The 14,278-nt window shown below is 36.3% G+C and carries 13 protein-coding genes; 8 read left to right on the forward strand and 5 right to left on the reverse strand.

Annotation, left to right across the window (positions count from 1 at the left end; genetic code table 11):
- Positions 1–824 precede the first annotated feature (824 nt).
- The gene (dapD, locus tag T420_RS0100405; RefSeq protein WP_013544438.1) at positions 825–1,673 is read left to right on the forward strand and encodes a 2,3,4,5-tetrahydropyridine-2,6-dicarboxylate N-succinyltransferase; all 849 of its coding nucleotides are present in this window, start codon (positions 825–827) and stop codon (positions 1,671–1,673) included.
- 50 nt (positions 1,674–1,723) lie between these two features.
- On the opposite strand, the gene lepA is transcribed toward dapD, so the two are convergent.
- The 4 genes from lepA to def form a co-directional block, all read right to left on the reverse strand.
- Entirely contained in the window at positions 1,724–3,529 is a 1,806-nt protein-coding gene (lepA, locus tag T420_RS0100410; protein ID WP_026501046.1) for a translation elongation factor 4, read from the reverse strand.
- Positions 3,530–3,933: 404 nt separating this feature from the next.
- Positions 3,934–4,677 carry a tRNA pseudouridine(38-40) synthase TruA gene (truA, locus tag T420_RS0100415; protein WP_013544440.1) on the reverse strand — a complete coding sequence of 248 codons (744 nt, stop codon included), beginning with the start codon at positions 4,675–4,677 and terminating at the stop codon, positions 3,934–3,936.
- 1 nt (position 4,678) lies between these two features.
- Positions 4,679–5,608, reverse strand: coding sequence for a methionyl-tRNA formyltransferase (gene fmt, locus T420_RS0100420; protein ID WP_013544441.1), 930 nt, complete (start codon positions 5,606–5,608; stop codon positions 4,679–4,681).
- Positions 5,609–5,622: 14 nt separating this feature from the next.
- Complete coding sequence (gene def, locus T420_RS0100425; protein WP_013544442.1) at positions 5,623–6,138, reverse strand: peptide deformylase; 516 nt, start codon at positions 6,136–6,138, stop codon at positions 5,623–5,625.
- Between the two features lie 107 nt (positions 6,139–6,245).
- On the opposite strand from def, the gene T420_RS0100430 reads away from it, so the two are divergent.
- Both T420_RS0100430 and T420_RS0100435 read left to right on the forward strand, forming a co-directional pair.
- Positions 6,246–7,439, forward strand: a complete 1,194-nt coding sequence (locus T420_RS0100430; RefSeq protein ID WP_026501047.1) for a DNA recombination protein RmuC — start codon at positions 6,246–6,248, stop codon at positions 7,437–7,439.
- Between the two features lie 102 nt (positions 7,440–7,541).
- Positions 7,542–8,129 carry a transglycosylase SLT domain-containing protein gene (locus tag T420_RS0100435; protein WP_026501048.1) on the forward strand — a complete coding sequence of 196 codons (588 nt, stop codon included), beginning with the start codon at positions 7,542–7,544 and terminating at the stop codon, positions 8,127–8,129.
- Between the two features lie 230 nt (positions 8,130–8,359).
- Here T420_RS0100435 and T420_RS0100440 read toward each other — a convergent pair whose 3' ends face one another.
- Entirely contained in the window at positions 8,360–8,611 is a 252-nt protein-coding gene (locus T420_RS0100440; protein WP_013544445.1) for a BQ00720 family protein, read from the reverse strand.
- A gap of 460 nt (positions 8,612–9,071) precedes the next feature.
- On the opposite strand from T420_RS0100440, the gene nth reads away from it, so the two are divergent.
- The 5 genes from nth (at position 9,072) to pheT (ending at position 14,222) form a co-directional block, all read left to right on the forward strand.
- A complete protein-coding gene (nth, locus tag T420_RS0100445) occupies positions 9,072–9,818 on the forward strand; it encodes an endonuclease III (RefSeq protein ID WP_013544446.1) in 747 nt (248 codons plus the stop codon).
- A 142-nt stretch (positions 9,819–9,960) separates the two neighbouring features.
- Complete coding sequence (gene rpmI, locus T420_RS0100450) at positions 9,961–10,164, forward strand: 50S ribosomal protein L35 (protein WP_013544447.1); 204 nt, start codon at positions 9,961–9,963, stop codon at positions 10,162–10,164.
- Between the two features lie 33 nt (positions 10,165–10,197).
- Positions 10,198–10,599, forward strand: a complete 402-nt coding sequence (gene rplT, locus T420_RS0100455) for a 50S ribosomal protein L20 (protein WP_013544448.1) — start codon at positions 10,198–10,200, stop codon at positions 10,597–10,599.
- A 92-nt stretch (positions 10,600–10,691) separates the two neighbouring features.
- Entirely contained in the window at positions 10,692–11,777 is a 1,086-nt protein-coding gene (gene pheS, locus T420_RS0100460; RefSeq protein ID WP_013544449.1) for a phenylalanine--tRNA ligase subunit alpha, read from the forward strand.
- Between the two features lie 30 nt (positions 11,778–11,807).
- On the forward strand, positions 11,808–14,222 hold the full coding sequence (gene pheT / locus T420_RS0100465) for a phenylalanine--tRNA ligase subunit beta (protein ID WP_013544450.1): 2,415 nt from the start codon (positions 11,808–11,810) through the stop codon (positions 14,220–14,222).
- The last annotated feature ends 56 nt before the right edge of the window (positions 14,223–14,278 follow it).

A 14,278-nucleotide genomic window follows, 5' to 3' on the forward strand; every position in this document is an offset into this window, starting at 1 on the left:
GATATATAGATATTCTTAGATATATTGTTAGATATGTTGTTTGTCATTTAACCTCTCTTCAAAAAGAATATTGTTACATATTGACATCCTCTTATCTCTAAAAGTTAAAGACCTCTAATACCATAAGACTTAACAGTTTTAAGTCTCTTTGATCACGAACATTTTATCAAAAGCCTTTATTTAAAATCCTCTACCTAAGAGACAGAAAATTTAAACCATAAAATCTGATATGGATATTGTTATTTTATCAAAATGACAATATTAAGAGCGAAAAAATAATGTTTTTCTTTACAAAATGTGCTTAATTTGCAACAAATACTGTTGAAATTCTCTTTTTGAGAGCAAAGCAGAGATTCATAAAAATTTTTATGTGGTATAGAAACAATGAGGTTTTTGATAAAAATGATTTAATTTGTTTAAGTTAAGTTGTGTGTTCTGTAATGAAGATGAAATCGCTTTAAACATTTTCCGGATGTTTAAAATGTAAGAGAGCCAATATATAATTGATACGAATTTGGAAGAAAATTAACATACAGATTATTTAAATTTAAATTATAAGCATTTATTCATGTGATAAAACAGTATGAAAATATACGCATATCAAGAAACTAAGCTTACCTATTTTCATTACTCCAGACTGAAGTAAAAAAAATCAAAATATTTAGACGTACAAAATAATGTAAGTATAAACGTGGAAATTTTTTAGTGTTTTTCTATTCTCTATAATTTTTTCCTATAGCCATTTTATTGACTGCGTATATTTCTTCACGTAAATCATCAATAATAATTTTTGTACTTTTGATTTTCTAAACGGACCTTTGGTAATGACTAATCTCATACAACTTGAAGAAATTATTGAAAAAGCTTTTAATAATCGAGATTCTATCAATTCTGCTACAAAGGGTGAAATTCGCGAGAGTGTTGAGCACATATTAAATCTTCTCGATAAAGGTGAGATTCGTGTAGCTCAACGTCAAGATGATGGTCAATGGCATGTTCATCAATGGTTAAAAAAAGCTGTTCTTTTGTCCTTTCGACTTCACTCTATGTGTATCATTTCTGGTGGTGCAAATGAAACGCATTGGTGGGATAAAATACCTTCAAAATTTTCTGGTTGGCGAGAAGTTGATTTTAAAAAAGCAAATTTTCGCTTAGTTCCGGGGGCAATTGTACGTCATTCTGCTTATATTGCTCCTAATGTGATATTAATGCCTTCTTTTGTTAATATTGGTGCCTATGTGGGTGAAGGGACAATGATTGACACATGGGCGTCTGTTGGTTCATGTGCACAAATTGGTCGATATGTTCATCTGTCTGGTGGTGTAGGTATCGGGGGCGTTTTAGAACCATTGCAAGCAGGTCCGACAATTATTGAAGATCATTGTTTTATTGGTGCACGCTCTGAAATTGTTGAGGGTTGTATTATCCGTGAAGGTGCTGTTTTAGGCATGGGAGTTTTTATTGGAAAATCCACTAAAATTATTGATCGTATAACAGGTGAAGTTTTTATCGGTGAAGTACCTGCTTATTCAGTTATTGTTCCAGGTTCGTACTGTGGGAAACCACTACCAAATGGTGAAATAGGTCCCAATCTTTACTGCGCCGTTATCGTTAAACGCGTTGACCAAAAAACACGAGAAAAAACATCAATTAATGATTTATTGCGTGATTAAAAAGTATTTTCTAAGAATTATTGATTGATAATTAAATCAATAATAAAGAGTTATTTACTCATTTTAAGTGCTTGAATAAAGGCTGATTGGGGAATTTCTACTTTTCCAAATTGACGCATCCGTTTTTTACCTGCTTTTTGCTTTTCCAGCAGTTTACGTTTACGGGTAATATCACCACCATAACACTTAGCTGTTACATCTTTTCGTAAAGCACGAATTGTTTCACGAGCAATAATTTTACCACCAATTGCTGCTTGAATTGGGATCTGAAACATATGTTGAGGAATAAGATCTTTAAGTTTTTCACACATAGAACGCCCACGCTTTTCCGCTATGCTACGGTGCACAAGCATCGATAATGCGTCAATAGACTCTCCGTTGACCAAAATAGACATTTTAACCAAATCGCCTTCAGAATAATCAGTTACTTGATAATCAAAAGAAGCATATCCTTTTGAGATGGATTTCAAACGATCATAAAAATCAAAAATCACCTCATTCAAAGGTAAATCATACATTACCATAGCTCGCGTACCAACATAGGATAAACCAGTTTGTAACCCACGCCGTTCTTGACAAAGTTCTAAAATAGCTCCGAGATAATTATTGGGTGTCATAATTGTTGCCCGAATCCACGGTTCTTCAATAGAAACAACTTTAACAACATCAGGCATATCGGCTGGATTATGTAATTCCTTAACAGAACCATCATTCATATTCATGCGGTAAATAACAGAAGGTGCGGTCGCAATTAAATCTAAATTAAATTCGCGTTCTAGCCTTTCTTGAATAATTTCAAGATGAAGAAGTCCTAAAAAGCCACAACGAAAGCCAAAGCCTAAAGCAGCTGATGTTTCCATCTCAAAAGAAAAGCTAGCGTCATTTAAACGTAATTTGCCCATAGCTGCGCGTAAATTTTCAAAATCGGCTGCATCAACTGGAAAAATACCACAAAAAACAACTGGTTGAGCAGGTTTAAAACCAGGCAAGGCTTTTTTACAAGGCCGGCGATCTTCAGTAATAGTATCCCCTATTCGTGTATCAGCAACTTCTTTAATAGAAGCAGTTATGAAGCCAATTTCCCCTGGGCCTAATTTATCAACTGAAACCATTTTTGGAGTGAACACTCCAACTCGTTCAACTGGATATTTGGCTCCTGTACCCATCATACGAATGGTTTGACCTTTTTTCAAAACACCATCAATCACACGCACTAGAACGATAACACCAAGATAAGCATCGTACCAACTATCAACCAGCATCACCTTTAAAGGGTCTATAACGTTGCCAGTATGTGGAGGTGGTAATTGCGTAATAATTTCTTCCAAAACGTCAGCAATACCAAAGCCTGTTTTCGCTGATATTTCCACGGCTTTAGATGTATCAATACCGATTACATCTTCAATTTGCTCTTTCACACGCTCAGGTTCTGCAGCTGGAAGATCTACTTTATTAAGTACCACAACTAATTCATGAGAATTATCAATAGCTTGGTAAACATTCGCTAATGTTTGTGCTTCTACTCCTTGACTAGCGTCTACCACTAAGAGTGATCCTTCACAAGCTGCCAATGAACGCGATACCTCGTAAGCAAAATCAACATGGCCAGGTGTATCAATAAGATTTAAGATATAAGTTTCACCATTTTTTGCTTTATAGCGTAGACGCACCGTTTGAGCTTTAATAGTGATTCCACGTTCGCGCTCAATATCCATAGAATCAAGCACTTGCTCTTTCATTTCCCGTGTTTCGAGACCACCTGTCATTTGGATTAAACGATCAGCCAAAGTGGACTTTCCATGGTCGATATGAGCTACAATGGAGAAATTACGAATATAATTGCGATCTATTATCATACAAGGCGATTTAGCAAAGAATAATACAAAACGCAAAGACCAATACAGACTTTCAAAAATCTTTTAAAAAGATAAATAAAAAGTGCTACTAAAAAAATTTTAGTTTTAATTTAAAAAGTGTGAATTCTCTATTGACTAAAATAACACAACAAAAGTCTTTAAAATATTTAAATATTCTAATCACATTAAAACTACAGCAACTGTACAAACGGTTTCAGAATGTTGGTGTGACTTAAAAAGCTAAAGAAAAAATATCAAGAACGTATTAATACTCTCTTAATCATATCATAATGTGGTGGTTTCTCAATTCGATAACTGATCTTGATTAATGAAAATGTTTAGATTTTTTTTATAATGTTCCTGTTTATTAATACTATTTTATGGAAACAATTTTAATGGAGCGATTAATAGTCAACTTTTATCAAATAAAGGCCTGAGGGAGGTGCAACTACACCACAACGAGCGCGATTTTTAGCATGAAGAGCTGCTTCGAGATCTTCAGCTGTCCAGCGTCCAATACCGACTTCCATCAGACTTCCTGCAAATGAACGAATCTGATGGTGAAGAAAAGAACGAGCTTGTGCATAAAGGAAAATTTCTTCTCCTTTTCTTTGGATATCTAAGCGTTCAAGAGTACGGATAGGACTTTTGGCTTGGCAGTGAGCTGATCGGAAAGTGGTAAAATCATGCTGTCCGACAAGTCTTTGAGCTGCTTTATGCATAGCATCAGCGTCTAGTGGTTTTGGTAACCACCAAACGCGCTTGGCATTGAGAACTGGTGGTGAGCGACGATTGAGAATTTTAAAAAGATAGTGGCGTTTAGTCGCACAAAATCGTGCATCAAAGTTATCGGGAACATTCTGGACATTTAGAATAGAAATATCTTCTCCTTGTTTCTGCAAATGTGCATTGAGAGCATCACGTACAGTATGCGTATTCCAATTTTTCTCAAAATCAATATGAGCAACTTGTCCTGTAGCATGGACTCCAGCATCGGTTCTTCCAGCTGTTGTGATGGTTAGTTTTTGTCCGCTAAAGTGAAAAATAGCTTGCTCAATGGAACCTTGTATCGTACGGAGATTCGCTTGACGTTGCCAGCCAGCATAATTTGAGCCATCATATTCAAGAGTAAGTTTAAAACGTGCCATATTAAAAAACTGCAGAAATATTGGCTCCTCGCAAAAATGTTGCGCGATCAAGAAGTTTGCCACCGGATCTCTGGAGATGAGTTATTTCTATACATCCTTGTCCACAATGAATAATCAATTGCTCTGATTCTATCCGTCCAATTTCGAGAGAATGCTTTTCTATTAAGCGGCTTCCAAGAATTTTCACCCGTTCGTGTTTACCATTGATATTCATGATGCACCAACAACCAGGAACCGGAGAAAGAGCGCAAATGTGCTTATGAATGAATTTGGCAGATTTAGTCCAATCAATTTGAGTTTCTTCTTTTTTGATTTTAGCAGCATAGGTCACTCCTTCTGACGATTGTGGAGTAAATTTAAGTTGACCTTTTTCAAGAGCTGATAAAGCTTCTACGATGAGTTTTGCTCCTATATGTGATAGCTTATCTGAAAGTTCATAAGCTGTCATGTTATCAGTGATAGCAATTGAACGGGATAAAGCAATAGGTCCTGTGTCTAAACCTTCATCCATTTTCATAATCATCATCCCTGTTTCTTTGTCACCAGCCATAATTGCACGTTGAATAGGTGCGGCACCACGCCAGCGCGGCAACAGTGAAGCGTGAGCATTGAAACAACCAAAGCGTGGTGATTCAAGAATAGGTTTGGGCAACAATAACCCATAAGCAACAACAACAGCGACATCAACAGAAAGTTCTGCAAATTGGATTTGCTCTTTAGTTGTTTTGAGAGTTTGAGGAGTGAAAACGGGAATCGATTTCTCTTTTGCTGCAATTTGAACAGGAGAAGGAGACAATTTGAGACCACGCCGCCCTGCTGGACGAGGAGGTTGGCTATAAACTGCTACGATGTTATGACCTGCTTCTAATAAAGCGTACAAAATGGGTACAGAAAAACTCGGTGTTCCCATAAAGCTTAATCGTAATGCCATTATAAAACTGCTTTCTATGCATTTTGCTTTTTTGCACGTTTTTTAAATTTTCGTATTACCATATCACGTTTGATTTTTGAAATGTGGTCAATAAAAAGACAACCATTCAAGTGATCAATTTCATGTTGCAAGCAAGTAGCCAAAAGATCATCTGCCTCAATCTCTGCCTGTTTTCCTTCACGATCTCTATAGCAAATACGGAGGTATTTGGGACGTTCAACTTCTGCGTAATATTCAGGAATAGAAAGACAACCTTCTCGGTAAATATTACGCTCATTTGATATCCATAAAATTTCTGGATTAATAACAACAAGAGGATTTTTAGGGGCATCTTTTGAGGAGATATCTAAAACTAACATCCGCAATGGCACACCAACCTGAACCGCCGCAAGTCCAATACCTTGGGCATTATACATAGTTTCTAGCATATCATCAGCTAATTTTTGAATAATTGAATCAATATGCTCAACTGGTTTTGAAACTTCACGTAAAATAGGATCAGGTAAAATAACTAAAGGCTTTATTGGCATAGTAAATATAATAAAAATGATTTTATAAATTAACGTTGAATTTATTACAGATAAGCATTGAATAAGTGGATGTATTTTTTTGCGACAAAACCGCTATATTTGCTTTTATGTTTGATTCGCTTTTCTTAATAATGCCCTTTGGGTGGCATTTTAGTCAACTGGTGATTTTTTTTGTTCTAATTGGTGTAGTGCTTTTAATCATTATGCGTAATAACCGGAAAAAAGCCATTTGGGAACGTTGGGAACGTGAAGTGGCTGAACGTTCTCGCGAAGCACAAATGCAGATGGCTACGTTGCTGCAAACACAAATTGAAATGCAAGGGCGTATGCAAACAATGGCAGAGATTTTTGGTCAAAGGCAGTTTGAATTGAATCAATCTATTTGCGAGCAACTCAATGGAATGAGAACCAGTTTAGATCAAACTCTTCAGGTACAAACTAGGTCTACTTATGAAAATTTGACTCGTTTACAAGAGCGTTTGGCAGTGATAGATGCAGCACAAAATAATATTAAGTCGCTCACTGGACAGGTTGTTCAATTACAAGCTATTTTAAATAATAAACAGACACGAGGTGCTTTTGGTCAGGGACGAATGGAAGCAATTATTGCTGATGCTTTACCATCTAGTGCTTATGTTTTCCAAGCGATTCTTTCAAATGGAAAACGACCTGATTGTCTTATTCATATGCCTAATAAGGCACCAGCTCTTGTTGTTGATGCTAAATTTCCTTTAGAAGCTTGGAATGCAATGCGTGAGGCATCATCATCTCAAGAACGTCAGGAAGCTGAACGCCAATTTCGCAATGATATGGATGTTCATATTCGTGATATTAAGCAAAAATATTTAATTCCTGGAGAAACACATGATACAGCTTTTCTCTTTGTGCCATCGGAATCTATTTTTGCAACAATCTATGAGAATTTTGAGTCATTAGTGCAAAAGGCCAATCGAGCACATGTGATTATTGTATCACCTTCTTTATTAATGTTATCTATTCAAGTTGTGCAAACTATTATGAAAGATGCAAGGATGCGTGAACAAGCGCATTTAATCCAATCAGAAGTGATAAAATTAATGGAAGATTTTGAACGAATGGATATACGTGTTCGCGCTTTACAGAAACATTTTTACAAAATGGGTGAAGATATCGAAGCAATTTTGGCATCGTCATCTAAAATTATGAAACGGGTTAATCGCATTGAATCTTTAGAATTACAAGAAAATGATTCTATATCGAAGCCGATAACAACAAATACTCAACCTCAATCAAAAACTTTGCATTTAGATGATAAGGAGTAAAAGAAGAATATCAAAATACCATATTGATTTTTTTTATTTGTAAATTTAGTAAGAGTTTTCTAATGATATTCCATTTAATTTTAGGTTCAGGGAAAACAGGTGATACGGCACTTTTTTTTGTTAGGCGGATGTGTGCTTATATTAGGAAGTTGTGCTACAAAACCTCCTATACATATTAACAACGCTTGTGCTATTTTAGCTCAAAAAGACAGTTTTTTTAATAATTGGAGAAAGGCTTCTAAAAACGCAGAGTTACTGCATGGAATTCCTATGCCTATTATTCTTGCAACTATTCGTGTAGAATCAAGTTTTCGTCATAACGCAAGCCCTCCACGTAAAAAACTTTTCGGTTTTATTCCATGGAAACGTCGTTCGACGGCTTACGGTTATTCTCAAGCACTTGAGAGTACATGGAATAATTATATCCGTTCTACAGGAAAAGTTTTTGCGTGGCGTACCAGCTTTGCAGATACAGTAGATTTTATTGCTTGGTATCATCGCCAAAGTGTTCGACGTAATGGTATTAGCCCCAATGATGCATATAATCTCTATTTAAATTATCATATGGGGCATGGTGCTTATGCGCGGAACAAAGGCCCTTCGTCTGCTGCTATTGCTAAGACAGCGCAACGTGTAGAAGAGCTATCTAAACTTTATGATCAGCAATTAAAAGCATGTGGGCGGCGCTAGAAAAAGCCATGAAATTCTTTTATCAAAATAGTGTAATATTAATGATTGCTGAAATGGGTAGCTGTTATTGAATGAATGCTGGGAATAGATATGAATTGCTTCTAATCTCTATTTCTAAGTTTTAGAATAATTATCTCTTTTGCTGTGTTTACTGATATAAACACACACTACGTCTTATCGAATTTTGGCATGTTGCTTAGGAATGATTCAGAAATTTTGAATCGGTTGATTTATTGAAGTGTTACAATTTTTAGTTCATGCTCATTAGCACCCGCGAGGGCGATAGAACGTTCATCGGATAAAATAATTGGGTGTCCTGTTTCTCCGAAAAGAGCCCATATTGTAATTCCTGGGATCATAGGTGGAAGATCTGGAAAGTTTTTAGCTAGATCATCTGTACAAACTTCTTTTAAATAAGCGATTTGTCGTGCATCAGGAAAGACCGTATCTTGTAACTGTAAGATTTGTTTACACTCTTTCATTGTATTGATCCTTTATGCATTACCTTCTATTACTTTTTACTACTGGTCTTGATTTTAATTGTGATTGTTAAAGATTAATGGATAAAAGACAATTTTTCAACTCAGCATTTGTGATATCGATTACTCTTAACAAGAAGAAGATATATTGAAATTGGTCGAAAGACTACACTGTAATATAAATACTAATATTTTGAACTCTTTTTATGCTTTAATGAATGATTAGTTTTTGAGATCATTGATCTTAAATTTAATAAAAAACATGCATGGAATTTTTATTCCCTAACCGTTTTGATAAAAACGACCAACATTACCAATAATAGGGAGCATCATCAATTTGACGAATATTTCAAATTTTAGAAGAAATAAATATAATTATATAACACCATTGTGGTAGTTCTGCAAAGCAGCTATTTAGCAAAATTAAACAAAAACTTCAAAAAATAAGATCAAATAGAGTGCAATGACTGAAAAAGCGATCAAATCATTAAAATTAAAGGTGTATAAAGATACCGATACAGTTTATGGAGTGGACGAAATTGCAGAAATATTTCGTCGTTTTTCCATTCAACGTCCTACACCTAAAAGTGATCTTAGTTATACTAATGTTTTCACTCTTTTGGTCGCGGTTGTTCTCTCTGCTCAGACTACGGATGCTAGCGTTAACAAAGTTACAAAAAAATTATTTTGCCTTGCTGATCGACCAGAAAAAATGATTACTTTAGGAAAGGAGGGAATTGCACATCATATCCGTGCGATTGGTCTTTGGCGTGCAAAAGCCCAGAATATTTATGAGCTTTGTTGTCGTTTGATTGATCAATATGATGGTCAAGTTCCTGATAGTCGTGAAGCACTTATGACGCTCCCTGGTGTAGGACGTAAAACTGCTAATGTTGTTTTGAACATTGCTTTTGGACAACCTACTATGGCAGTGGATACGCATATTTTGCGTCTTGGAAATCGTCTTGGTTTGGCATCGGGAAAAACACCGGAAGAGGTCGAAGAAAAATTAGTAAAAATTATTCCGGATTGTTATCTACAGCATGCACATCATTGGCTCATTTTACATGGACGTTATATTTGCAAAGCACGTAAAGTAGAATGCACACAGTGTATCATTTCAGATCTCTGCAAAGCAGCAATTAAAACGAATGCGATTCCAGCGCCTTTAGTTGAAGTTAAAGGGAATGGGGCTCCAGTTTTTTTTTAACACGGACTTGCTATTTTATGCATACTGGCTTATGAAACTGAAATCAGAACTGTCCGGCAGGGCATGCCGTGGCTGTTCAAATGTTTACTCGAGCTTTAATCAGCTTTATCGAATTAAAACGTATAACGTATGGAGTAACGAAATGCCCAAAATGAAAACAAAATCATCCGCTAAAAAGCGATTTAAAGTTACTGCGACAGGTAAAGTTAAAGCTGCTGCTGCAGGTAAACGACATGGCATGATTAAACGTTCTAATAAGTTTATTCGTGATGCGCGTGGAATGATGGTATTAGCTGAACAAGATGCTAAAAAAGTTATTCAGTGTTATTTACCAAATGGCCTTTAAGAATTGCACTTTTGATTTTGTAGGAGATTATCCATGGCACGTGTAAAAAGAGGTGTTACAGCTCATGCTAAGCACAAGAAAATTCTAAAACAGGCTGAGGGTTTTTATGGTCGTCGTAAAAATACCATTCGTGCAGCTAAAACAGCAGTTGATCGTTCAAAGCAATATGCTTATCGTGATCGTAAGAATAGAAAACGCACTTTTCGTGCTTTGTGGATACAAAGAATCAATGCTGCTGTTCGCGTGGAAGGTTTGACTTATGGGCGTTTTATTGATGGTCTATCAAAGGCTGGTATTAAGATTGATCGTAAGATTCTTTCTGATATAGCTATTAATGAGCCAACAATATTTAATGCTTTGGTGGCTTCCGCAAAGAAAGCTTTAGAATATTTGAAAAACACAACACCTAATGCTTTTGAAAGCGCTGTCAAGTAGCCAGCTGCGTTCTCTTTAGGCATTCATTTATTCGGGATTCCGCCCTGGTTTTTACTGGTGCGGTTTTTTTATTGAAAAAATAGGCAGAAATTATGAACGATATTGAGCATTTGGAACAAGAAATTTGTTTTGCTTTAGAAGCGGCAAATGATGAACAAGCACTTGAAGCAGTGCGTATTGGGGCCTTAGGGAAAAAGGGAAGCATTTCTGAAAAATTAAAGGCATTAGGCAAGATGACTGCTGATGAACGGCATAAAGTAGGCCCGGCACTTAATGGATTAAAAAAGCGGGTTCTAAAGTTATGGATGCAAAAGCGTGATGCTCTTAAGCATCAAGCAATGGCTATACGCCTTTCTAATGAAACCGTTGATGTGACTTTACCTGTTCGCTCATCACCTATAGAGCGGGGTCGTATTCATCCTATCTCGCAGGTGATTGATGAAATCATAACCATTTATACGGATATGGGTTTTTCTATTGCAGAAGGGCCAGATATTGAAACAGATTATTATAATTTTACCGCATTAAATTTTCCTGAAGGTCATCCAGCACGAGAAATGCATGATACTTTCTTTTTTGGTATTGACGAAATGGGAAATCGGAAATTATTGCGTACGCATACATCACCGGTGCAAATTCGTGTAATGGAAAAAGAACAAGCTCCGATACGTATCATTATTCCTGGAAAAACTTATCGTATGGATTCTGATGCAACTCATTCACCAATGTTTCATCAGGTGGAAGGATTAGTGATTGATAAAGTTTCTAACATTGCACATATGATGTGGCTTCATGAAACTTTTTGTAAATCTTTTTTTGAAGTACCTTCGGTAAAGATGCGTTTTCGTCCCTCTTTCTTTCCTTTTACTGAGCCTTCTATGGAAGTGGATATTCAATGTGATCGTTCTGGTTTAGAAGTCAAATTTGGTGAAGGTCGTGATTGGTTGGAAATTTTAGGATGTGGAATGGTGCATCCTCATGTTTTGAAGAATGCTGGTTTTGATCCGACTGAATATCAAGGCTTTGCATGGGGAATGGGCATTGATCGTATTGCTATGTTAAAATATGGTATGCCTGATTTACGAGCTTTTTTTGATGCTGATGTTCGTTGGTTAAATCATTATGGTTTTCGCTGTTTTGACATATCTCTTTTATTTTCTGGTTTGAAAAATTTGTGATCTTATACAGTTGTCATGTGAGGTTTAAAAATGAAATTTACATTATCCTGGTTGAAGGATCACTTAGAGACAAATGCGTCTTTGGATGAAATTTGTGATAAACTGACATCTATTGGTCTTGAGGTCGATCATGTCGAAGACCGTTCTTGTTTAACAAGTTTTTTAATTGCAAAGATTTTAACTGCTATTAAACATCCTGATGCGGATAAATTACAGATTTTGTCAGTAGATATAGGGTCTGGCGCGCCTATCCAAGTTGTATGTGGTGCATCAAATGCACGTCCTGGGCTTGTTGGTGTTCTTGCGTTGCCAGGGACTTATGTTCCGGGACTTGATGTGACGTTATCTGTAGGAAAAATTCGTGGTGTTGAAAGTTTTGGTATGATGTGCTCACAAGCAGAACTTGGCCTATCAGATGAGGATTGCGGGATTATTGAACTTTCAGAAAGTGCACCCATTGGAATGTCGTTTGTAACTTATGCAGGATTAGATGATCCCGTTATTAATATTGGTTTAACTCCTAATCGTTCTGATTGTACAAGTGTTAGAGGGATTGCTCGTGATTTGGCTGCAGCTGGAATGGGGAGATTAAAAGAATTATCTTTACCACAATTGTCTTCTTCTTTTGAAACTTTAGTCAAAGTTTCTTTGGATTATCCGCAGGACTCATCATTATGCTTAGGTTTTTCTTGGTGTGAAATTCGCAATGTACAAAATTGTACATCGCCGCAATGGATGCAACAGCGTTTGAATGCAATTGGTTTGCGATCAGTGAATGCGTTGGTTGATGTAACAAATTATATCTGTTTTGATCTTGGTCGTCCCCTTCATGTTTTTGATGCGGATAAGCTTAAAGGGAAATTGAGTGTACGTCTTGGTCGTGAGGGTGAACAATTTCAGGCATTGAATGGTAAAGTTTACAATTTAGGCGTTGAAAATTGTGTTATTGCAGATGAAGAGGGCGTTATTGCTATTGCCGGTATTATCGGTGGTGAGAGAACAGGCTGTGATGAAAAGACGTGTCGTGTCATTATTGAATCAGCGCTTTGGGATTCAAGGAATATTGCGCAAACGGGTCGTTCATTAGGGCTTATTAGTGATGCGCGTTACAGGTTTGAGCGAGGTGTTGATCCGGCTTTTATGGAATTGGGTCTTAAGATTGCCATAGAATTAGTTTTGCGTCTTTGTGGTGGTGAAGCATCAATGACACAAGTTATTGGGTATCAAAAACCAGAAATCAAAGAGATCGTTTTTCCGTTTTCTGAACTTAAACGTTTAACCAATTTAGAGATAGAACGAGAGGAAGTTTTTATTATTTTGACACACCTTGGATTTGGCCTTGAAGAAAAAGGGAATGTGGTTACGGTTAAAGTACCAACCTGGCGTCTTGATGTTTTTGGTACCGCTGATTTAGTAGAAGAAATCATGCGAATTTATGGATTAGATAAAATTCAGCCTATACCGTTGAAAAAAATTGCTGAAGTTAAACAGCAAACTTTAAAGTTTTTGCAGATTTACTCACACATTACGCGTCGGATTTTAGCGTATCGAGGTATGATGGAAGCTATAACTTGGTCATTTATTTCTGAAAATCAAGCATTAGCTTTTGGAGGCGGTCAAGCACAGCTTAAATTAGTGAATCCTATTGCTTCTGATATGTCAGTAATGCGTCCTTCTCTTTTACCTGGTTTACTTGTTGCTGCACAGCGAAATATTGATCGTGGTTTTTCAGATTTTGCTTTATTTGAAGTTTCAAACATTTATGAAGGTGACACACCTGATAAGCAACAGAATGTTGCTAGTGGTATTCGTTGTGGTACGGAGAAATTTGAAGGAGCTGGACGCTTTTGGACTGGCAATGCAAAGGCAGTTGATGTTTTTGATGCTAAAGCGGATGCATTAGCTGTTTTGGAAGCATGTGGTATGGATAGCAGTAAAGTGCAAATTGAGGTTGGAGCACCTGATTGGTATCATCCTGGTTGTTCAGGTGTTATCAAACTTGGATCGAAGGTTATTCTTGGTTTTTTTGGTATTTTTCATCCTAGTACTCTGGAAAAGTTAGATGTAAGTGGTCCTATATGCGGTTTTGAAATTTTCCTTAATCAAATTCCCGGACCCAAAAAAAAGGTCACTAAAATTCGTCCTCCTTTAAGTTTGTCACCTTTTCAAATGGTGCGACGCGATTTTGCGTTTGTTGTTGATAAAGAAATTGCATCCTCTCTTATTGTTCGTGCTGCGAGTGGAGCGGATAAAAAACTTATTCATTCAGTACAGGTTTTTGATCTTTTTGAAGATCCAAGTTTTGGTCGAGATAGGAAATCTGTTGCAGTTGAAGTTACTATTCAGCCTATTGAACGTACTTTAACTGATAAAGATCTTGAAAAACTGTCTTTAAAAATAATTGAGAATGTTACTAAAATAACTGGTGCATATTTGCGTTGTTAATTATTTTATTTTACAGAAACGGTTTTTACTTTTTTGGATATGAAAAAAATATTTAA

The sequence above is a fragment of the Bartonella clarridgeiae ATCC 51734 genome (genome assembly GCF_000518185.1).
GTDB classification, from domain to species: domain Bacteria; phylum Pseudomonadota; class Alphaproteobacteria; order Rhizobiales; family Rhizobiaceae; genus Bartonella; species Bartonella clarridgeiae.